Source organism: Mesorhizobium loti R88b, from assembly GCF_013170845.1.
GTDB lineage: Bacteria > Pseudomonadota > Alphaproteobacteria > Rhizobiales > Rhizobiaceae > Mesorhizobium > Mesorhizobium loti_B.
The window spans coordinates 4,584,974-4,605,077 of the sequence record NZ_CP033367.1 but is presented as its reverse complement, the minus strand read 5'-3'; the positions used below and the strand labels follow the sequence as shown (position 1 = coordinate 4,605,077).

General features: G+C 60.8%; 19 protein-coding genes. 10 read left to right on the top strand and 9 right to left on the bottom strand.

Going from position 1 to position 20,104, the window contains the following annotated elements; translation table 11 throughout:
• Positions 1-12: 12 nt before the first annotated feature.
• A complete protein-coding gene (locus EB235_RS22405; RefSeq protein ID WP_006205430.1) occupies positions 13-351 on the bottom strand; it encodes a P-II family nitrogen regulator in 339 nt (112 codons plus the stop codon).
• Positions 352-704: 353 nt separating this feature from the next.
• Here EB235_RS22405 and EB235_RS22400 point away from each other — a divergent pair, with 353 nt between their 5' ends.
• Both EB235_RS22400 and EB235_RS22395 read left to right on the top strand, forming a co-directional pair.
• Entirely contained in the window at positions 705-2,243 is a 1,539-nt protein-coding gene (locus EB235_RS22400; RefSeq protein ID WP_027028869.1) for an NAD(P)H-hydrate dehydratase, read from the top strand.
• Complete coding sequence (locus tag EB235_RS22395) at positions 2,240-4,246, top strand: hypothetical protein (RefSeq protein ID WP_027028870.1); 2,007 nt, start codon at positions 2,240-2,242, stop codon at positions 4,244-4,246. Before EB235_RS22400 ends, EB235_RS22395 begins: the two co-directional genes overlap by 4 nt.
• Before the next feature lie 18 nt (positions 4,247-4,264).
• Here the strand turns inward: EB235_RS22395 and EB235_RS22390 are convergent, their stop codons facing one another.
• Complete coding sequence (locus EB235_RS22390) at positions 4,265-5,797, bottom strand: acyl-CoA carboxylase subunit beta (protein WP_027028871.1); 1,533 nt, start codon at positions 5,795-5,797, stop codon at positions 4,265-4,267.
• A 405-nt stretch (positions 5,798-6,202) separates the two neighbouring features.
• Between EB235_RS22390 and EB235_RS22385 the strand changes: the two genes are divergently transcribed.
• Positions 6,203-7,627, top strand: a complete 1,425-nt coding sequence (locus tag EB235_RS22385; RefSeq protein WP_027028872.1) for a DEAD/DEAH box helicase — start codon at positions 6,203-6,205, stop codon at positions 7,625-7,627.
• A 105-nt stretch (positions 7,628-7,732) separates the two neighbouring features.
• Here the strand turns inward: EB235_RS22385 and EB235_RS22380 are convergent, their stop codons facing one another.
• Together EB235_RS22380 and EB235_RS22375 are read right to left on the bottom strand one after the other, a co-directional pair.
• A complete protein-coding gene (locus tag EB235_RS22380) occupies positions 7,733-8,707 on the bottom strand; it encodes an alpha/beta hydrolase (RefSeq protein ID WP_027028873.1) in 975 nt (324 codons plus the stop codon).
• A gap of 94 nt (positions 8,708-8,801) precedes the next feature.
• Positions 8,802-9,623: an SDR family oxidoreductase gene (locus EB235_RS22375; RefSeq protein ID WP_027028874.1), complete on the bottom strand. Its 822-nt coding sequence runs from the start codon at positions 9,621-9,623 to the stop codon at positions 8,802-8,804.
• Positions 9,624-9,847: 224 nt separating this feature from the next.
• Between EB235_RS22375 and EB235_RS22370 the strand changes: the two genes are divergently transcribed.
• Together EB235_RS22370 and EB235_RS22365 are read left to right on the top strand one after the other, a co-directional pair.
• Positions 9,848-10,882 (top strand): cysteine synthase A, encoded by a 1,035-nt coding sequence (locus EB235_RS22370; protein WP_027028875.1) that lies wholly within the window; start codon positions 9,848-9,850, stop codon positions 10,880-10,882.
• Complete coding sequence (locus EB235_RS22365) at positions 10,882-11,625, top strand: alanyl-tRNA editing protein (RefSeq protein WP_027028876.1); 744 nt, start codon at positions 10,882-10,884, stop codon at positions 11,623-11,625. Before EB235_RS22370 ends, EB235_RS22365 begins: the two co-directional genes overlap by 1 nt.
• Positions 11,626-11,675: 50 nt before the next feature.
• Here EB235_RS22365 and EB235_RS22360 read toward each other — a convergent pair whose 3' ends face one another.
• Together EB235_RS22360 and EB235_RS22355 are read right to left on the bottom strand one after the other, a co-directional pair.
• Entirely contained in the window at positions 11,676-12,533 is an 858-nt protein-coding gene (locus EB235_RS22360) for an alpha/beta fold hydrolase (protein ID WP_051429570.1), read from the bottom strand.
• A gap of 51 nt (positions 12,534-12,584) precedes the next feature.
• Positions 12,585-13,523: an Lpg1974 family pore-forming outer membrane protein gene (locus tag EB235_RS22355; RefSeq protein ID WP_155256244.1), complete on the bottom strand. Its 939-nt coding sequence runs from the start codon at positions 13,521-13,523 to the stop codon at positions 12,585-12,587.
• Positions 13,524-13,746: 223 nt separating this feature from the next.
• Between EB235_RS22355 and EB235_RS22350 the strand changes: the two genes are divergently transcribed.
• On the top strand, positions 13,747-14,949 hold the full coding sequence (locus tag EB235_RS22350) for a cytochrome P450 (RefSeq protein WP_027028879.1): 1,203 nt from the start codon (positions 13,747-13,749) through the stop codon (positions 14,947-14,949).
• On the opposite strand, the gene EB235_RS22345 is transcribed toward EB235_RS22350, so the two are convergent.
• From EB235_RS22345 to EB235_RS22335, 3 genes are read right to left on the bottom strand one after another with little or no spacing between them, the layout of a single operon-like run.
• Positions 14,938-15,747, bottom strand: a complete 810-nt coding sequence (locus EB235_RS22345; protein WP_027028880.1) for a Stf0 family sulfotransferase — start codon at positions 15,745-15,747, stop codon at positions 14,938-14,940. The two genes, EB235_RS22350 and EB235_RS22345, sit on opposite strands and share 12 nt — an antisense overlap.
• Positions 15,748-15,784: 37 nt before the next feature.
• A complete protein-coding gene (locus tag EB235_RS22340; RefSeq protein WP_027028881.1) occupies positions 15,785-16,651 on the bottom strand; it encodes an alpha/beta fold hydrolase in 867 nt (288 codons plus the stop codon).
• On the bottom strand, positions 16,651-17,082 hold the full coding sequence (locus EB235_RS22335) for a hypothetical protein (protein WP_167334847.1): 432 nt from the start codon (positions 17,080-17,082) through the stop codon (positions 16,651-16,653). Before EB235_RS22335 ends, EB235_RS22340 begins: the two co-directional genes overlap by 1 nt.
• Positions 17,083-17,277: 195 nt before the next feature.
• Between EB235_RS22335 and sseA the strand changes: the two genes are divergently transcribed.
• The 4 genes from sseA (at position 17,278) to EB235_RS22315 (ending at position 20,014) form a co-directional block, all read left to right on the top strand.
• Positions 17,278-18,129 (top strand): 3-mercaptopyruvate sulfurtransferase, encoded by an 852-nt coding sequence (sseA, locus tag EB235_RS22330; RefSeq protein WP_027028883.1) that lies wholly within the window; start codon positions 17,278-17,280, stop codon positions 18,127-18,129.
• Positions 18,130-18,134: 5 nt separating this feature from the next.
• Entirely contained in the window at positions 18,135-18,698 is a 564-nt protein-coding gene (locus tag EB235_RS22325; RefSeq protein WP_027028884.1) for a GNAT family N-acetyltransferase, read from the top strand.
• A 116-nt stretch (positions 18,699-18,814) separates the two neighbouring features.
• Positions 18,815-19,372: an OmpA family protein gene (locus tag EB235_RS22320; RefSeq protein ID WP_027028885.1), complete on the top strand. Its 558-nt coding sequence runs from the start codon at positions 18,815-18,817 to the stop codon at positions 19,370-19,372.
• A 174-nt stretch (positions 19,373-19,546) separates the two neighbouring features.
• Positions 19,547-20,014: a DUF1203 domain-containing protein gene (locus tag EB235_RS22315; protein WP_027028886.1), complete on the top strand. Its 468-nt coding sequence runs from the start codon at positions 19,547-19,549 to the stop codon at positions 20,012-20,014.
• Positions 20,015-20,104: the final 90 nt, after the last annotated feature.

Below are 20,104 nucleotides of genomic sequence, written 5' to 3'. Positions count from 1 at the left end.
AGGATGGCCTCGTCAGACCGCGTCCATTCCGGTCTCGCCGGTGCGGATGCGCACGACTTCCTCGATGTTGGAGACGAAGATCTTGCCGTCGCCGATGCGGCCGGTCTGGGCCGCCTTGCGGATGGCTTCGATCGCGCCTTCGACAGCATCGTCGCCGAGCACGACCTCGATTTTCACCTTGGGCAGGAAATCGACGACATATTCGGCGCCACGGTAGAGTTCGGTGTGGCCCTTCTGGCGCCCGAAACCCTTGGCCTCGGTCACCGTGATGCCTTGCAGTCCGGCCTCCTGAAGCGCTTCCTTCACTTCGTCGAGCTTGAATGGCTTGATGATCGCTTCGATCTTTTTCATGTAAAAAGTGGCCTCCACTGCCAAAAAACGGGTTTTGACCCCCCGCTTGCGCCTCTTTCAAGCACGAACTGTGCCAGATAGACGGATTCGAAGCGGTATCATATGATTTCAAAGTCGCGCCACGCCGAGATGCACTTTCGCGTCATTCGCTGCACCGGATGCGGCATGGCTGCTGAAGCCCGATCGGTTGTCGCCCTCATGTCCGCACAAAAATTAGGCAGATCGCCCATGTTGCGGGCAGTTCTGCGCCGCGACATCCATCTGAACGGTATGGCGGCAGATCGTTGCAACTCCTCCTGTTTGCTTCGAACCACAAACTGGACAATGCTTGATCGAATGCGGATCGGCAATCCATGAGCAACGAACTTCTTTCTCCCGCCGAAATGAGCGAGGCGGACCGGCTGGCAATCGCAGCCGGCCCACTTGACGGTTATGGCCTGATGCAGCGCGCCGGCGAGGCGGTCGCTGCCATCGTCCTGGCGCGCTATCCCGCGGCGAGCCGCGTGCACGTGCTGTGCGGTCCCGGCAACAATGGCGGCGATGGCTATGTGGTGGCGCGGTTGCTGGCCGAGGCTGGCATGAACGTCGCCGTCTGGGCCGAAGGCAAGCAAGAAGCTGGGAGCGATGCGTCGCTGGCTTCCGAGGCCTGCAATCTGCCGGTCAACCATCTGAATTATTTCGATACCACAGAAGGCGAGGTTGTCGTCGACGCGCTCTATGGCGCCGGACTTTCAAAGAACCTTTCTCCCTACGCTCAGGCGGCTTCAGGGATTAGCGGTGCGGAGAAAGTGCCAGTCGTGGCGATCGATTTGCCTTCAGGTGTGTCCGGCGAGACTGGGCAGATGAGAGGGTATTTCGACGCCGCCGTGACGGTGACTTTCGTGCGAAAAAAGCCCGGCCATCTTCTAATGCCGGGACGCAGGGTGTGCGGCGAGATCATCGTCGCCGATATCGGCATCCCGGATGGGATCGTCGAACAGCTCAAGGTCGAGGCGTTCGAGAACACGCCCGACCTTTGGCTGCGATGGTACTTCCCGAGAACGGCTGTCGATGCCCATAAATACAAACGCGGCCATGTTGCTGTCTTTTCCGGTGGGCCAAGCTCGACCGGGGCTGCGAGGTTGTCGGCCTTGGCTGCAGCTCGAATCGGGGCGGGGGCGGTAACCATCCTTTCGCCCGGGAATGCCATGCAGGTGAACGCCGGGCATTTGACATCGATCATGTTGCGCAAGGCCGACACAACTGCGGACATCGACGAATTCATGAGCGAACGCCAGCCATCGGCATATGTGCTCGGCCCCGGATTTGGCTTTGGCGATAAGGCTCGCGATTTTGCCTTGTGGTTGCTTGCCCAAGAACCTCTCTATGACATGCAACGTAGAATCGATCTGGGTGGTATCGTGCTGGACGCCGATGGCATCACGGCGTTTCGAGACGATCCTGCGATATTGTTCGGGGCGGCAGGCCGTGTCGGAGCACCGTCTTTGATCATCACACCGCATGAAGGCGAGTTTGGCCGATTGTTCCCGGACATTGCAGGCAACAAAAAAAGCTCCAAATTGGCCAAAGCGCGAGCGGCTGCTAAGCTTGCGAACGCAGTTGTCGTCTACAAGGGCGCCGACACCGTGATCGCGGCTCCTGATGGTAGGGCGGCAATCAACGCCAACGGCGCGCCGTGGCTCGCTACGGCTGGGTCGGGTGACGTTCTGTCGGGTATCGCCGCTGGATTGCTGGCGCAGGGCATGGCGCCCTTCCAGGCAGCTTGTGCCGCAGTCTGGATCCACGCTGAAGCCGGCCGCCGTTTCGGGCCAGGATTGATTGCCGAGGATTTGCCGATGGCCCTGGTCCCGGTGCTGCGTGACCTGATCGAAAGCCAGCCGGACCTTCGATGAGACGACTTGCTCTCCTTCTCACCACGCTCGTCATGGTGGCCCTCGCGGCACAGTTGGCAAATGCCGCCGAAAATCCGGTGACCATCGTCGATGACCCGGCGGTGCTCGCCACCCTCGATGCCAAGGGCTACGGCTTCGCCGCACTTTTTGGCGTGGCGGGCGAGGGCGATTTGAAAACCCTCTATGAGAAGGCGCCAGCCTATCATGCGATCGTCGATACCGTGGCATCAGACATTGCCACGCTGCGCGCCGAGATGAAGGCCGGCGGGCGCACGCTCTACGAGGTGACCGACGGCAACGTCGGCCGCATCATGGATATGCGCTGGCTGAAGACCGAGGCGGCACGCTTCCGGCTGGTCGGCGTCGTCAATAGGCTCGACCGTCGCGACTTTGCCGCGCTACTGGGTGACAAGAGCTGCGGCGAGGTGCGTTTCATCTATCGACTGGCCTACAGCTTCCGGAAGAGCGGCAAACTGCTGGCCTCGCGGCTGCCGTTCAACTTCAACGCCGTCTACAGCGTAGCGCCCGATGCCGATGGTGGCTGCGTCGGGGTTGCCGGGCGCTGGACGCCGCAGCTGGACGAGAGCGTCGACGCCGGCTGGCTGATCGGTGGGCCGCTGGAAAAGACGGGGCTGACCTTCAAGCAGCTCGAACTCAACGCACAGGTGGTGCGCTTTCCCTCCGGCCAGGAGACCGAATTCGGCGGGCAGGCCGCCTACCTCATGCGAATCTTCGCCATCGATGGCGCCACCGTCAGCGAGAAGCCGCTGGAGAACACGCCTGACGTCGCGCGGCTCTCGGATGATGCGACGCTGAAGAAAAGGCTCGCCGATTACGTCAGCGCCAATGTTACGGCGGTCGATCTTGGCGCCTACGAAATCCCCGATGAATTCCTGGCGAAGAAGGTCATCTCGTGGTCGACCTTCGGCAGCGCCAGACAGGCCAACCATCCGTTCACACCACTGTTCCAGCCAGCGGATTTCGCCCGACTGGACTATGCGGCGCTAAAACTGGTCCGCACGCCGGAGGCGCTGGTCGAGCGGCTGGACAATGGCGCCTGCCAGGGCTGTCATCAGGCAGGTTCCACCGCCGGTTTTCATTTCATCGGCCTCGACGACAAGACCACGTCGCCTTTGAACCACATCGAGGTCGGCATCTCGCCGCATCTCCATGCCGAGATCCCGCGCCGCCAGGCTTGGCTGCACGCTACTGCCGAGGGCAAGGAGCCGAACCGCTTCCGGCCGCTGTCCTTCGCACCGCCTGCCACGTGGACCGATGCAGGCGATGTCGACTACGCGCCGGCCGAGATGACGATGCCATGCCTGATGCCGGACGATGCAAAGCGCTTCGGCGCGACCTGGCAATGCGGCAGCGGCACGGTCTGCACGCCGCTGGCAACCGCATCAGGTGTGCGCACCACTCTGGCGCAATGTCTGTTGCCCAAGGACAGCGAAAAGATGTTTTCCGGCCATCCCTGCCTGACCGGGTCTATCACCAGCAACGCGGCGCAACCGTTCAACGACCGCTACGGCATCACGGGTCAGTTCGCGGCCTTCGCGCCGGATGTCTCGCGCACCGCCTATACGTGCCGCCCGCCGAAGATCGGCGTGCCGGCCGGCATCGCCTATCGCGCCTGCGACGACAAGGATCGTGCTTTCACGGCTTTCAAGGCCGGCAAACCGATGCCGAACGAGATCTGCGGGCTGGTCGGCGGCAAGAAATTCGATGTCTGCGTGGCGACCAACAATTTCGACCAGTGCCTCGGCGGCGCCGTCAATCGCGGCAACCGGCCAGCCTGCGATGCCGAGCATTTCTGCCGCGAGGATTATATGTGCCAATCAATGCCGCCTGACACGCCGGGCATTTCAAAAGTGAAAGGCATCGGCTTCTGCTCGCCGACCTATTTCATCTTCCAGATGCGCATCGACAACCACGCGACACCCTGGGCGAGCCCTACCAGCACCACCTTGGACGCAGGGTTCGGCGCTGCGGAGGAAGAGTGAGGGCTCGACAGCTACCTCTCACAGCGGGATGTTGTCATGCTTCTTCCAGGGGTTCTGCATGTCCTTGTTGCGCAGCATCCTGAGCGCGCGCGCAATACGGCGGCGGGTCGAGTGCGGCATGATCACCTCATCGACATAGCCGCGCTCGGCTGCGACGAAAGGCGACAGGAAGCGATCCTCGTAAGCCTTTGTATGGGCTGCGATCTTTTCCGCGTCGCCGATGTCCTTGCGGTAGATGATCTCGACCGCGCCCCTGGCGCCCATGACGGCGATCTGTGCAGTCGGCCACGCATAGTTCATGTCGCCGCGCAGATGTTTTGAGGCCATGACGTCATAGGCGCCGCCATAGGCTTTTCTGGTGATGACGGTGATCTTCGGCACGGTCGCCTCGGCATAGGCAAACAGCAGTTTCGCGCCGTGCTTGATCAGTCCGCCGTACTCTTGAGCGGTACCGGGCAGGAAGCCGGGCACATCGACGAAGGTGACGATCGGGATCGAAAAACAGTCGCAGAAACGCACGAAGCGGGCCGCCTTGCGGCTGGCGTCGGAATCGAGCACGCCGGCCAGCACCATCGGCTGGTTGGCGACGAAGCCGACCGTGCGGCCTTCGACACGCCCGAAGCCGGTGACGATATTCTTGGCAAAACTCTGCTGGATCTCGAAGAAATCGCCTTCATCGGCGACCTTCAGGATCAGCTCCTTGATGTCATAGGGCTTGTTGGCGTTGTCGGGGATCAGCCGGTCGAGCGACAGATCATGGTCGGTCACCGACTGGTAGCATTCGATCTCGGGAAGCTCCGACGTGTTCGAAGCAGGCAGCAGATCGACCAGCCGGCGCATCTGCAGCAACGCCTCGACATCATTGTCGTAGGCGCCGTCGGCGATCGAGGATTTCGTCGTGTGCACCGAGGCGCCGCCGAGGCTCTCGGCGGTGACCGTCTCGTTGGTCACTGTCTTCACCACATCCGGCCCGGTGACGAACATGTAGGAGGTGTCGCGCACCATGAAGATGAAGTCCGTCATGGCAGGCGAATAGACGTCGCCGCCGGCGCACGGGCCCATGATCACGGAAATCTGCGGAATGACGCCGGACGCCAGCACATTGCGCTGGAAGATCTCGGCATAGCCGCCGAGAGCCGCGACACCTTCCTGGATGCGCGCGCCGCCGGCATCGTAGAGGCCGATGATCGGCGCGCGGTTGCGCAGCGCCATTTCCTGCACCTTGATGACCTTCTCGGCGTGCGCCTCCGACAGCGAGCCGCCGAACACGGTGAAATCCTTGGCGAAGAGGTAGACCGGGCGGCCGTTGACGGTGCCCCAGCCGGTGACGACGCCATCGCCGGCGATCTTGGTCTTTTCCATGCCGAAATCGGTCGAGCGATGCTCGACATACATGTCGAACTCCTCGAAAGAGCCTTCGTCGAGGAACACCTCGATGCGCTCTCGCGCCGTGAGCTTGCCCTTCTTGTGCTGGGCATCGATGCGCGCCTGGCCGCCACCCATGCGGGCGATCTCGCGGCGCCGCTCGAGTTCCTTCAGCACGTCCTTCATCGTTCGGTCCCCACATGGAAGCTGCATTTGTGGTAATGATGCCCGCCGGTGAGCGCAAGCGTTGGCTTTTGGTCGGTTTTTGCTGCGCTGCAACATGACGCCCCTTGCATTCCGGGGCGAACTCAGCCATATGCAGCCCATAGGCGCTTGGGCCGGGAGATTCCGGCCTTCTCGACAAATGAGACTGGTTGCGTCTGTTTTCCCTCTTTTTCGGCTGATCGGCCCCCGATTGGTTGGCAAGCGGTGAAAAAGCCCCGTGGCATGATGCCTGCGGGCACGACAGCGCAGCCGAGTGGACGTTTACGTCCGCCCGCCTTGTCGTTTCATATCAAATTTTTCGACGGCAGGTTGCGCCCTGCCGCCATCGATGTTTGCGGCCAAGAGGCCGCGTGAAAGAAGATTATTTTGACCAACGAAAACAATTCACCCGCCAAGGATACTGGGGAACTCTCCGGTTTCGCGGCGCTGGGAATTACGGGTGCGCTGCTCAAGGCCACCCATGCCGCCGGCTTCACCGAACCGAAGCCGATCCAGACGCAGGCCATCCCGCCTCAGCTGGAAGGCCGTGACATTTTCGGCATCGCACAGACCGGCTCCGGCAAGACCGCGGCCTTTGCACTGCCGATTCTCTCCAAGATCATCGCACTCGGCACCAAGCGGCGCGCCAAGACGACCCGCGCGCTCATCCTGGCGCCGACGCGCGAACTCGCCGTGCAGATCGAAGACACCATAAAGATCCTCGCAAAGGGCCAGCACGTCTCGACCGCACTGGTACTGGGCGGCGTCTCGCGCTTCAGCCAGGTAAAGAAGGTTGCTCCCGGCGTCGACATCCTCATTGCCACGCCCGGTCGCTTGACCGATCTCGTGCGCGAGGGTGACCTCATCCTCTCCGACACCAAATGGCTGGTGCTGGACGAGGGTGACCGCATGCTCGACATGGGCTTCATCAACGACGTCAAGCGCATCGCCAAGGCGACCGCGCCCGATCGCCAGACGGCGCTGTTCTCGGCCACCATGCCCGACGAGATCGCCGAACTGGCCAAGGGCCTGTTGAAGAGCCCCGTCCGCATCGAAGTCTCGCCGCAGAGCACCGCTGCCGCCGAGATTGTGCAGGGCGTCGTCTTCGCCCGCACGAAGCAGAAGCGCCAGGTTCTGTCGACGATGCTCGCCGACGAGGCGATGAAGTCCGTCATCATCTTTTCGCGTACCAAGCATGGTGCCGACCGGGTGACCAAGGACCTCGAGCGCGACGGCTTCAAGGCCGCCGTCATTCATGGCAACAAGTCGCAGAATGCCCGTCAGAAGGCGCTCAACGACTTCCGTGAGGGCTCGGTGCGCATTCTGGTCGCGACTGACATTGCCGCGCGCGGCATCGATGTCCCCGGCATCAGCCATGTCGTGAATTTCGATCTGCCGGACGAAGCCGAAAGCTACGTCCACCGCATCGGCCGTACCGGCCGCAACGGCATGGATGGCATTGCGATCACGCTTTGCGATCCTTCCGAAAACAGCAAGCTGCGCCAGGTCGAGCGCATCATCCGCACCAAGCTGCCGATCGTTGCCGACCATCTCGGCAGCCCCGATCCTCAGCGCAATCCGGCTGAAAAGAACGAGCGCTTCGAGCCCGCCAATGATCGCAACGACCGTAACGGTCGCCGTGATGGCAGGCGTCCCGGCGGCGAGAACAAGGGCAACGGTTTTGGCAAGAAGCGCTTCGGCGACAAGCCGGCCTTTGCCGGTGAGCGCAAGCCGGAAGGCGCCAAGCCGGCCTTCAAGGGCAACAACAAGCGCCGCTTCGGCGGCAAGCGTCCGGCAGCGCGCGCCGCTTGACCCATCATCCGTTGGGGCGGACCAGTCGGTCCGTCCTGACTGACGATGGCTGAAAGAAAGGGCGGCTGAAGCGATGCTTCAGCCGCCCTTTTTCGTCTCAGAGCCTCACTTCGCCACCGCCTCGATCCAGACGGCAATCCGTTGCGCAAGGAAAGCCGTGGTCGACGGCGACAGCGCGTCGCCGGCAATGACGTGATTGTCGGGATCGCCAGAGCTTTCGATAGGGACCAGCTCATGCGCGCCGCCCCAGCGGGCGGCGATCTCACGCGTGCGGTCGGGCCGCACCACTTTGTCCATGTCCGAGAAAATGAACAAGGCCGGGATATCAGCCTTCTCCACTGGCGCGCCATAGGCAAGTTCCGTCAGCGCCTGCATCGGCATCGTCGCGGCGATCGGATATTTGGGGGTCCAGAATTTCTCGTGCAGTGCGTTGCGCGGCACGAAGCTGCGTTCCTTGCCGGCAACGAGTTCGGCGATCTGTTTGCCCCATGGCATGGTCAGGATCTCGGCGCCGGATGCCTTCACCCCGAAATTCGGCGAGATGAACGCAATGGCCGCCACCCCATCCGAAGCGCCGGGCTGTGTCGCCGCCCATGCCGCGAGCGAGCCGCCGGTCGAAGTCGAGATGACGATCACCTTATCGCCGATCGCTCGTCCGACGGCGAGCGCTTCCTCATAGTCGTTTATCCAGGCATTGACGCTGCCTTGCGTCATCGCTGCGCCGTCCTGCCCGTGTCCGGTAAGGCGGGTGTAGAACAGGTTGGCGTCGAGCTGGTCGGACACATCGTCGGGCAGCGGGCGGACCTCGCCCTTCGATGCGGAAAAGCCGTGGATATAGACGATCGACAGCGGCGTCCTGGCATGCACCATCGGATCGGCCCAGACGATCTCCTTCTCCAGCCCGTCGCGGATGCCGGGCACGGCGGCCTCCACCTTGGCCACATAGGCCTGCGGATCGTCACCGATGACGGAGGGATCGAAGCGGATCGTGGTGTCGACGGGAACGCGTGGGCCAAGCACGAAGGCCAGTGCAAGGATGGCGACGAGACCCAGCACGGCAAGCACGATCCGTCGCCCCATGGCAAACTCCACGCAAGATTATCTCAACGTATGGCGACGGCCACAATCAGGCAACGCCGGCCGAGGCGCGGCACGCAACAATTTCGGCGGCGTACTATTTGCCTGGCGGCCTGCGGTCGTAGTTCAGCGGCCTTGCCTTCCAACTGGTCATCAGGGTGATCACTCCTCTGCACACCGGCCTCGGCAGCAGACTGAGAAATTTCAGAGGCCAGCTCGTCCGGTATGGAAAAGTGACTTCGAAGCCACCGGATTTGATTCCCTTCACCATCCGGCGCGTCGCACGGCTGACCGGCATCAGGCCGGGCATCGGCAGCATGTTCTTTTCGGTCAGCGGCGTGTCGACAAAACCGGGATTTATCACCTGGACGCGGATGTTCATCTTGTCGAAATCGTATTTCAGCGACTCCGCCAGGATGTTGATCGCTGCCTTGGTCCCGCCATAGGCGGCCGTGGTCGGCCAGCCGAAATAGGCGGTGACCGATCCGACGAGCACGACATGGCCGCGCGACCGAACGCGCATATAGTCCACGACCGGTACCAACCCGTTGATGATGCCGAAATAATTGACCTCGAAGGAGCGGCGAAAATCCTTGACGACGAGAGCCTCTCCGGGCGTCGAAATGTAGTTTCCGGCATTGAAGATGGCGAGCACGATCGGGCCGAGTTCGTTCTCGATCGCGGCAACCGTTCTTGCCATGCGCGGTTCGTCGCTGACGTCGCAGGGAAAAGCCGTGACGCTGCCCGGCATCTGCGCGGTCTCGACGATGAGCGTGTCGATCGGATCGTCGTCGAGCGCGGTCACCGCCACAGCATAGCCCTGGGACGCCAGATCCCTGGCCAGCGAGCGGCCAATGCCGCTTGAGCCGCCAGTGACCCAGGCGACGCCATGTTTCGGATCGGCCCGATAGAGTGTCATGCTGTGCCCTGTCACTTGTTGGTGTCTTGCTCTAGCGACGAAGGAATCGAATGAAAAGAGTGCTTTTCGACGCCAGGTGCAAATGAACTGTGCGATATCCACCCGGTCTTGGGGGTGTCCATGCACGGCTGTGCTGGAAATGCGACTGGACCAGACAAATTCTTGCCTTGAAACCGAAGCGTCGGGTTTCTAGGGTTTCGGCGCATGCACACAAGGAATCCTGAATGCCTCGTTCTGTGATCGACGCGATCGGCAACACGCCTCTGATCCGCCTCAACAAAGCGTCCGAAGAAACCGGCTGCGAGATACTGGGCAAGGCCGAGTTCATGAATCCGGGACAGTCGGTTAAGGATCGCGCCGGCCTGTTCATCATCCGCGACGCCGAACAGCGCGGTCTGTTGCAGCCGGGCGGCGTCATTGTCGAGGGCACGGCCGGCAATACAGGCATCGGGTTGACGCTGGTCGCCAAGGCGCTGGGATACCGCACGGTCATTGTCATTCCCGACACACAGAGCCAGGAGAAGAAGGACACGATCCGGCTGCTTGGCGCCGAGCTGATCGAGGTGCCGGCTGTGGCGTACAAGAATCCCAACAATTATGTGAAGCTGTCGGGAAGGCTCGCTGAGCAACTGGCGCGAACCGAACCGAACGGTGCCATCTGGGCCAACCAGTTCGACAATGTCGCCAATCGCGATGGCCATATCCGCACCACCGCCGAGGAAATCTGGAACCAGACGGGTGGCAAGGTCGACGGTTTCGTCTCGGCGGTTGGGTCGGGTGGCACGCTTGCCGGTGTCGCTTTAGGACTGAAGGCCAGGAGCAAGGACGTCAAGATCGCGCTCGCCGATCCGCTGGGTGCGTCACTCTACAATTTCTACACCAGCGGCGAATTGAAGGCCGAAGGCAGTTCGATCACTGAAGGCATAGGGCAGGGGCGCATCACCGCCAATCTCGAAGGGTTCACGCCGGACTTTTCCTTCCAGATCACGGATGAGGACGCATTGCCGATCGTCTTCGACCTGATCCAGGAAGAAGGCCTTTGCGTCGGCGGCTCGACCGGCATCAACATCGCCGGCGCGATCCGGCTGGCCAGGGAATTGGGTCCCGGCCACACCATCGTGACCATTCTTTGCGACTACGGCACGCGCTACCAGTCGAAGCTGTTCAATCCGGAATTCCTGCGCGAGAAGAATTTGCCGGTGCCGGGCTGGATGGAGCTGAAGAGCACCATTTCGGTGCCGTTCGAAAAGATCGCGTGATGGCGCACAAGACTGAAACACTGTTTCGCGACGATGCTTATCTGAAGACAGCTGACGCCACGGTCGTTGCCATCAACGACCGGGGTGGCATCATCCTCGACCGGACGATCTTTTATGCCACCTCGGGCGGCCAACCGGGTGACTCCGGGCTATTGGAGTGCGCCGACGGAAATCGCATAGAGATTGCCGCCACCATCACCGGTGAGACCAAGGATGAGATCATCCATGTGCCGGCACCGGCGCAGGCGGCCCTGACGGTCGGCGAGAAGGTTAAACTGGCGGTTCTGTGGGAACGCCGGCACCTGCTGATGCGCATGCACGCGGCTTGCCACCTGCTCACGGTCGTCTGCCCGTTCCCGATCACCGGCGCTTCCGTTTCAGACGACGACAGCCGTGTCGATTTCGATATTCCTGACGCCAGCTTCAACAAGGAGGAGGTAACGGCGAGCCTGATGGATTTGGTGCGGGCCGATCACCCGATCTTCACCAGGCTGATCAGCGAAGAGGAACTCGCTGCCAACCCTGGCCTGGTGAAATCGAAGAACGTCCGGCCGCCAGTCGGCACCGGCAAGATCCGCCTGGTCTGCATCGGTGAGAATGGGGCTGTGGACAGCCAGCCCTGCGGTGGCACGCATGTGAAAAGCACCGGCGAAATCGGTGAAATCCACATCGGCAAGATCGAAAAGAAGGGCCGCGAGAACAGGCGCTTCCGGATCCGCTTTGGCCCGATGCCGGCGGCCTGAGGTCAGACAGCCCTCGGCTTTCTATAGTTGCTCGGTCGATCCTGAAACACTTACCCAAGGTGTCGGAAACTGGAAAGTGGTCGCTCCACCCACGCTTCGATCTGCTCGGTGACGAACCTGGCTGCCTGATGGTGGATGAAATGACCGGCGCCGGGCAGTGCCACCAGCGCGGTCACATTGTCGACCTCGCGGAACGTGCCATCGAAAGCGCTGACCGGAACATAGGGATCGGCAGTGCCAAACAGCACCAGGGTCGGCGCCTTGACCATCGGCAGTTGTCCCAGGCTGGGTACCTTGCCGAGCGGTATGTTGGCTCTGTAGTAGCCTAGCATCGCTTCCGGGCTGGATCGCCTGAGCGAGTCCATCAGCGCCTGCCGGTCCTGCGGATCGGCGACCCAGGTGGCGAGTTCGTCGGTGTTCAGCATCTGGGCTGCACCGGGCACCTGGAAGCTGCGTATGTAAGCGATCATCTCGGCGTTGGCCGGATCGGCAATGGCATTCAGATGATTGCGTGGATGCGGCGTCGACAGCAGGACGAGATGGCGCACGACCTGAGGCGCCCGTATGGCCAGCCACCATGCAATGATGCCGCCCCAGTCATGGCCGACAACGGCCGCCTGGGTCAGTTTTTCGGCTGCAAGAACGGCCAGCACGTCGTTGACCAGATTTGTCAGCACATAGTTGCCGTACCCCTCCGGCGCGTCGCTTTGCCCAAAACCCCGCAGGTCCGGCGCGATCACGCGGTAGCGGCCACAAAGCGCTTGCATCTGCCGGCGCCAGCCCATGCCGTGGTCGGGAAAGCCATGCAGAAACACAATCGGCGGGCCTGAGCCCGCCGCCGTGTAGTGCAGTCTGACGTTGCCGTTTACGGCAACCCTGGATTCAAACGCCACGTCCAGTTCAGTCAATTGCAATCCATTCGACGCTGCAGTCCGAACTCGGAAGCTCGAACGGCTAGCTTACATCTTGACTTCGAGGCGCAGGAACGGGCCGTCAAACGTCTGGGTGCTCTTGTCCGAAAGTTGGAGCAGATTGTGCCACTGTTCGACCCGATAACCCGCAGTGAACGTCGTGTTTTCCCAAGGCTTGAAAGTCACGCCGCCGGAAAGGTCGATATTGGTCACGACCTCGCTGGAATGCTGGCTTTCGCTGACATGTGTTTCTCTTGGCTGAGGAGGTGTACCATTGGGATCGTTGGTCACAGAATCGAAAGAGAGTTCGTTGGTCCGCCGGCCCCACATGGCCGAACCGGAAAGTGCTCCAGTCAAGCCCCATGTCTCACCCAAGGGGTAATAGACTTCAGCGCCGACACGCGGGCCGATACCGTAGAACTCGGACGAGCCGAGCTTGTCGGCATTGCCGGACTTGTCATTCGCCGGATCGTCAGGCGTAAAGCCTTCGTGGAAATTCAGTTTTTCTTTCGAATGCAGGAAGCGCAGCCCACCGAAGAACCGAATGTCTGCAGCCTGCACTTCGACGTGCTTGCCGAGATCGAAATCCAGCGTCTGGAAGTTGTAGCTGTTCCCGAACGAGACATTGGCGTTTCCGTTGGGGTTGGTCTCTGGGATGTTCAGGCTGAAGTCATTATCCTGGCCCGCGTGATAGGAGCCAGCGAGACGCCAGTCGACATCCGCAGAAATTGCTTTGGTCAGCGCGACCGACCCATACAGATCGCCGAAACTGTTGCCGTTGCCCAGCTTGTCGCTGGTGTCACCAAGCTTGTCGACATTGGACTGATAGACCGCGCCTTCGAAGGCAATCTTGATGCGGGAATCGACCACCGTAGGGTCGACGGCCACCGCATCGGCTGCATGAGCCGTGACCACACCAACAGATGCTACCGAAGCAGCAGACGCCGCAACCGTAGCAAGAAGCTTGCTAGAAACGTGATTTCGCATTTTTCCCCGCCTGGAATCAATCAAAGTGAACTGATATTAGCCCACTCGCACATTACCGCAGCGGCATCGCGCATCATAGCTGCTATAATAATTTGATCCGGCAGTGTTACGCGTTTGCCACAGAAGACGATTTATCCCAGCGAATCAAATAGGATAGCGCCGGGTTTTCTGGTCGAGATGTCAGCGCCATCCGCTTGGCGTTCATGGCCGCTTGGGAGCATTGATGGACAATCAGACGCAAATCGAAAGCGTTCTCAACAACCTCGTCTATGCACTTTTTGCCCAAAGCGGGCAGGCGGAAACGAATGGACGGGCTCGCGACCTCGGCAATCTGATTGTCTTTGATAACCCGGAAGCCGTCGACACCATCGTCAAGGCGCCGGAACTCTTCCGCAAGAACTTCTCCTTGATCTCGGCACTCGGTTTCAGCCGCTTCAACACCAATGGCGAGGACTGGTCGGTCCGGCGCGCCATCACCCAGGACACCTATTTGGCTGCTGCCAAGCCGGCGCAGCAACGTCTCGTGGCGGAACTCTATACCGCCAGTCTCTCTGAGAGCGACGCGACACTGCCCTCCATCCAACAGGCTTTGTTCGCAGCGTCGATGACGATATTTTACCGGGCTTTCGGCCTTGTCCCCGATATGGCGGCGACGCTTTTGCTGCTGGACCGGGTCCGCAACGTGCTGCGGCGTCTCCAATATTATTCCTGGGTGTCGCCGACGAACGTCGAGCGCACCAATGTTATCGAGGACTCCCGCGCGGTGATCGCCGATTTCACATCGCTGCTGATGGCTGAGCCCCGCGCTGCCGCTGAGATGGACCGTTTCAAGAATCAGGCGCCTGACCTGGAAGGCTTCTCCCCGGTGGAGGAGTTCGTCATGAACTTCTTTGCCGGCGTCGAGACGACAGTGACAACGGCACTTTGGGTGATCGATCGGTTGGGGGCCAACCAGCAGGTACAGGAGCGTATCCATGCCGAGATTCTCTCGGGTGAGGCGCAGACGCCGTACACCGATTGCATCATCAACGAAACGATGCGCTACTTTCCTCCGATCCCGTTCCTGACCCGCGAAGTCGGCGCCGATACGGTTCTCGACGGCAGAAAGCTCTATGCCGGGCAACTGATCATGGTGTCGATCGTCGGCGTGCACCAGAATCCATCCTTCTGGTCGAACCCGCGTGTCTTCGACGCCAGCCGGAAGGAATTCCTCGACAACAGCTTTGATCGCCGGGCCTTCATTCCTTTCCTGACCGGACCACGCATGTGTGGAGGCGCGCGTCTCGGCCGCCTGGAAATCAAGGAGGCAGTTGTCGCCCTTGTGCGCCAGTTTGCCTTCAGTCGAGCCGACGATGTGATCCGGTTCGATTATGCGCTGGCTCTCCGTCCGGCGCAGGGGGCTTCAATCAGCGTTTCAAGGCGGTGACGATTCAGGCCCTGTATGATCCTGCCAGAACCGCTGCAGATAGTTCCCGAATTGCCTTTTGATCATGGTCTTGAACTCGACGTCATGCGCATAGCGAGTGCTTGCCGATACCGCCTTTGACTTCAGTTCGAGGCCCGGAAACCAGTTGCGCATCGTGGCGGATACGTTTTCCCGCTGGTTTGCGACAAAATCCTCGTAGCCCACGTGAGCCACCCTGTGGCGATCAAGAGTGTTCAGATAGTTTTTCCAACGTATCTCGCTGTCGAAAATATGCTGCGCGGTATCCCGGACGATCCTCTCGGTCAAAACTGCTACCTTCGGAATGCCAGGCAGATGCTCGTGGCTGTCGAACGGCTGGCCCGTGTGGAGCATCGACAGCAGGCTTATGGTCTGATCGACCTTGTTTCTCCGTGACAGGAAGACATAGAACGAATTGCCGTCGTCATCGCCGATTGCGCTGCGTGCGAATGGCAGATTCTCAAAGAAGATCTTGGCGCCGAATATGCCATTCTCGCTCCTGTTGTTCAGGAGATGCCGACCGTAGGCTGGCGCCTGCTCATTGAGTGTTTCAAGGTCCATGGCATGGTCACCCGACCAACGCCTCATCAACGGCAACGCATACTGCCACTGAAAATACTCGGTCGGTATTCCCAGGCCAAACTGCTGCAACACCTGGCAATAGGAATGCCCGGCAGTGCGAGGCGTTGTGCAGATCAGGATCTTGGCGGGGTTTTCGTTGGAGCTCCGCCGATCATAAGTCGCATCGACATACTCACTGTACAGATCGTCGAAATTCATCTCCGGACCCAACTCCGCTTCGACAGAATTCAAACTTTCACGCGGCAGACAGGAACCCCAGGATAAGCAGGGCCTGGTCCAGTGTCATAAGCGACGGCGGATCACCCGCATCCATGTTGTCGATGAGCCATAGATCGGGCCGTGCCAGCCGGGTGCGCTCGATGGCCTCCCGGTCCAGAACACGGCTGCCGCGGCCATGCATCATCAGCGTGCGTGCGTCGATCTTGGCGACTATCGGGAACAGATCATATTCGCGTCCGGCCAGGGCGCCAAAATTGCCGGTCGTTGAGGGGTCATAGGCAAGCCGGAAGACGTCCGTTCCCGCGGATATCCTGTTTTCAACATAACGGTCGAACACCGTGTCCTCGACCGGGCCCATGACGGCTCTAGTGGCGCTCACATAATCCTTGGCGGCCGCACGTGTGGGAAATGTAAGCGCACTCTCGGCCAAAACCTCGTTTCTCATCGCGTCGACTTTGGGTCCTCCGCGCATGGGCACGTCATTGAGGACGATCTTCGAGCCCCTGGAGCCGGTCATCTGCAGAAACAACAGGAGGATCGTACCGCCCCACGAAGTGCCGATGAAGTGGTTCTCCGTGCCGGCGAACTCGCCCAGCGCACGCAGGCATTTGGTGTAGACGTTGATGTCATAACCCGACCCTAGATAGGCGCTGCGCCCGCGTCCCAATAGGTCGGGGCAGATCACAAGGAAGCCGTTACGGCACAGGAAAGTGGCGAGGTAATCAAAGTCGGCACCATTGCCGGTAAAGCCGTGCAGGCAGAACACTGTTGCGCGCGGCGTGCCGGCCGGCCGCCAGATGCGCACGAACATCGCGGCATAGCGGTCATCCAGCCGGATGAGGATCTCTTGCGTCAGCGCCTCGGCGGAGCCTTTCGGGTGCATCAGACGTCGCGCTTGCGGACGGCACGCTTGACCGAGCCGCGGTTGTCGATGAAGTCGCGTTTCCAGAATACCGACTTGTCCAGGTTGATGCGCTTGGCCTCCTTGATCATCGGCAGGATGTGGGACGAGGACCGCGTCGCCAGAACGGTCACTGCCGTGGCGTCGCCGCCGGGAAAGGGATTGAGTGGCCCGCCATTCGTCGCCCAGGCCTCGGCTATCTCGCGGCTGGTCTGGATCCAGCCGACGTAAGCGACAATGGCGTCGTCGATCGAGCCGATCATGTGTGTCTGCTGATCCAGCTGGTAGCGCAGCGTCTTCACCATCAAGCCGAACTCGTAACCATCGAATGGCGGATAATGCGCGATGAAGTTGCAAACGAGTCCCAGCGAAACCGGATTGCTGGGAATACGCGAAAACAGAAGATTGCTCATGCCGAGATTGTTGACCCCGCCCACCCCAGATCATAACGATCAATCCGTACTCGCCACGAAACATGAAAACAATCGGAATCAATGGACTGCCGCGGCTGACTATGCCGCGTATCCAAAGCGAATGTCGCGTGCTCTGAACGCGTCCAAATTGCCAAGCTGAACAAAATTTGCCGAAGCCGAAGCAGGAGAACAAGAATGGCCGAAGACAGCCCTTTCACAGTCGACGCGGATTGGCTGCAGACGCGCCTCGGCGAGCCGGGCATGACGATCATTGACGCGTCCTGGTATCTCCCGGCGCAAAAACGCGACGCGCGCGGGGAGTACGAGGCAGGGCACATTCCAGGCGCGCGATTCCTGGATCAGGATGCGGTTTCGCATCCGGACGCAGCCTTGCCGCATACGCTGCCGTCACCCCAGCATTTTGCCCAGTATGTCGGTGCGATGGGCGTTTCGGCCGATGATACCATCGTCGTTTATGACGGCCCGGGCTTCTTCTCGGCGCCTCGCGCATGGTGGATGTTTCGTGTCATGGGCGTTTTTCAGGTCTACATACTGGACGGTGGTTTCGATGGCTGGAAAGCGGCCGGCCGGCCTGTAACGGCCGAACCCACGAAGATCGCGCCAAACGTGTTTCACGCCGATTTCGACGCCGCTCGCGTCGTCGGCCTGGCGGACATGCGCCGGATCGTCGATACCAGCGCCAGTCAGATCGCCGATGCCCGTGGACCGGGCCGCTTCACCGGTGCCGAGGCAGAGCCCCGTGCGGGTGTCCGCTCCGGCCACATGCCAGGCGCGCGCAATGTGCCGTACTCCGCACTGTCGGAAAACGGCGTGTTGTTGTCGAAGGACCGTTTGCGCGAAGTGATCGAGGAGGCCGGCATTGACCTGTCGAAGCCCGTCGTCACATCTTGCGGCTCCGGAGTCACCGCCGCGGTGATCACTCTGGCGCTGGAGACGCTTGGCCACACTGACAACAGGCTCTATGACGGCTCATGGACCGAGTGGGGCGGGCTCTCCGACACGCCTGTCGTGACCGGCAAGGAATAAAGACGATGCAAAATGGCGTGCTGGAAGACATAGAAGTCACCGTTACATTTCTCGAGATGCATGTGCCGCCGACCTATACGCCGCCGGCGCCCTATAACAGGCAGGTCGCACTGCTGAAGACCAAGGACATTCCCCTGCATTTCTACCGTTATTTAATGGATCGGGTCGGCCGCAAATGGCATTGGGTGAATGTCCTGAGGCTGGACGACGACGAGCTTTCGGCCGGCATCCACCGCGAGGACCGTGACATCCGGGTGCTCTACCTCGACGGTGCGCCGGCCGGCTTCTTTGACCTCAAGCCGCATCTGCCGGAAGAAGTTGAACTCGCCTATTTCGGCATGATGGAACATGCCACCGGCCTGGGCCTCGGCCGCTGGTTCCTGGGCTCGGCGATTGCCGCCGCATGGTCGTATGGACCGAAGCGGGTGACGGTGCAGACCTGCACGCTCGATCATCCCGCGGCTCTGCCGCTCTACCAGAAACTCGGTTTTGCACCGGTGGCGCAAAAGAAAGAGACTGTGCATCCGCTGCCGTTCCTCGAGCGCTCGGCCAGCGTCATGCGGCCCTGATTTCAACCGGAATCCGACGCCAGCCGGATCCTGAACCCGTCGTTCATCGCCGCTTCAGCCTGCCTTTGGCATGTTGCCCGCACCATCAATGCGGCTGACGCCGAAGGAGAAAAGACATGCTGACTCGCCGTACACTTGCCGCCGCGCTGATCGCTGCGATTGCCATGCCGAGCCTTGCCGCTGCCCAGGCGACAACGCCTTCGGCCGCGACGATCGAGCGAAAGCTCGAGGCCGCGCCCCGGGTGAAGCTGCGGCCGAGCGAGCGCGTCACCATTCGTGAATTCAAGCGCCGGCCGGATCTTCGCCGCATAGCGCGCTCCATCGATATCCAGTCGATCAATTTCGCCTTCGGCTCGGCCGCCATTTCCAGTTCGCAATACGACAAGATCGAGAATGTCGCTGACGCGCTGCAGCGCATCCTGCGCCGCGATCCGGGTGCCCGTGTGCTGATCGAGGGTCATACCGATGCCGTCGGCTCCTCCCAGTCGAACCAGGTGTTGTCGGAACAGCGCGCGGGCTCGCTGAAGCGCACGCTGGTGCGTGAATTCGGCGTGCCCGGCTATGCACTGGAGACAGTCGGCTATGGTGAGGAGTTTTTGCTCGTGCAGACGCAGAACGAAAACTGGCAGAATCGCCGCGTAACGCTGCGCCGCTTTGACGACTTTATCCGCTGATACGCGAGCGCCCGTGCGAATTTATTAGTCGGATTATCATTGATCATTCAGTCGAGCCAAGCGCGTCAGGACCGATTGTAGAACGCCGATCGGTCCTTCGTCACTTGGCAGGAATCGGGTGGGAAGTTTCGGTCTGAGTGAATAATTTCCGCCAACCACACCGGAGATTTCACCATGACCATTCAGTTCAAAGCACTGCCGACCCAGGATGTCAGGGCCCTGCAGTTTGGCGGCCCGGATGCCTACGGCCACACGCCCGAGCGAAAGATCTCCGACGGTGACGGCATGCCTTGCCGGCACTGTCTGAAGAACATCGCCGCGGGCGACGCCTATCTCATTTTGGCTTACCGGCCATTTCCGGACCTTCAGCCCTATGCTGAAACCGGGCCGATTTTTCTGCATGCCGAAGAATGCGGCCGGGCCAACGAGACCGGGGCGCTTCCCGAGATTCTCGAAAGCCCGGACTATATCGTGCGCGGCTATGGCAGGGATAACCGCATCGTCTACGGCAGCGGCGGTGTCATCCCGACTGAGGCGATTGCTGCGCGGGCCGAGACGCTGTTCGAACGCGACGATATTGCCTACGTGCATGTCCGCTCGGCGCGCAACAATTGTTATCAATGCCGTATCGAGCGCGCCTAAGCGGCAAAGGTTGCCGGCAGGCGTTCTGTCGTACTCCCGTCGCATAGAGGCGATAAAAGGCAAGTGTCGATCGATTGGCCGACCGCGGAT

Bases quoted from the DNA above. Each gene is read 5' to 3' on its own strand.
- EB235_RS22390 (WP_027028871.1), bottom strand. From the start codon at position 5,797: ATGAAGGACGTGCTGAAGGAACTCGAGCGGCGCCGCGAGATCGCCCGC.
- EB235_RS22355 (WP_155256244.1), bottom strand. From the start codon at position 13,523: ATGCGAAATCACGTTTCTAGCAAGCTTCTTGCTACGGTTGCGGCGTCT.
- EB235_RS22350 (WP_027028879.1), top strand. From the start codon at position 13,747: ATGGACAATCAGACGCAAATCGAAAGCGTTCTCAACAACCTCGTCTAT.
- EB235_RS22320 (WP_027028885.1), top strand. From the start codon at position 18,815: ATGCTGACTCGCCGTACACTTGCCGCCGCGCTGATCGCTGCGATTGCC.
- EB235_RS22370 (WP_027028875.1), top strand. From the start codon at position 9,848: ATGCCTCGTTCTGTGATCGACGCGATCGGCAACACGCCTCTGATCCGC.
- EB235_RS22325 (WP_027028884.1), top strand. From the start codon at position 18,135: ATGCAAAATGGCGTGCTGGAAGACATAGAAGTCACCGTTACATTTCTC.
- EB235_RS22375 (WP_027028874.1), bottom strand. From the start codon at position 9,623: ATGACACTCTATCGGGCCGATCCGAAACATGGCGTCGCCTGGGTCACT.
- EB235_RS22380 (WP_027028873.1), bottom strand. From the start codon at position 8,707: ATGGGGCGACGGATCGTGCTTGCCGTGCTGGGTCTCGTCGCCATCCTT.
- EB235_RS22345 (WP_027028880.1), bottom strand. From the start codon at position 15,747: ATGAATTTCGACGATCTGTACAGTGAGTATGTCGATGCGACTTATGAT.
- EB235_RS22365 (WP_027028876.1), top strand. From the start codon at position 10,882: ATGGCGCACAAGACTGAAACACTGTTTCGCGACGATGCTTATCTGAAG.
- EB235_RS22335 (WP_167334847.1), bottom strand. From the start codon at position 17,082: ATGAGCAATCTTCTGTTTTCGCGTATTCCCAGCAATCCGGTTTCGCTG.
- EB235_RS22340 (WP_027028881.1), bottom strand. From the start codon at position 16,651: ATGCACCCGAAAGGCTCCGCCGAGGCGCTGACGCAAGAGATCCTCATC.
- EB235_RS22400 (WP_027028869.1), top strand. From the start codon at position 705: ATGAGCAACGAACTTCTTTCTCCCGCCGAAATGAGCGAGGCGGACCGG.
- EB235_RS22315 (WP_027028886.1), top strand. From the start codon at position 19,547: ATGACCATTCAGTTCAAAGCACTGCCGACCCAGGATGTCAGGGCCCTG.
- EB235_RS22405 (WP_006205430.1), bottom strand. From the start codon at position 351: ATGAAAAAGATCGAAGCGATCATCAAGCCATTCAAGCTCGACGAAGTG.
- sseA (WP_027028883.1), top strand. From the start codon at position 17,278: ATGGCCGAAGACAGCCCTTTCACAGTCGACGCGGATTGGCTGCAGACG.
- EB235_RS22395 (WP_027028870.1), top strand. From the start codon at position 2,240: ATGAGACGACTTGCTCTCCTTCTCACCACGCTCGTCATGGTGGCCCTC.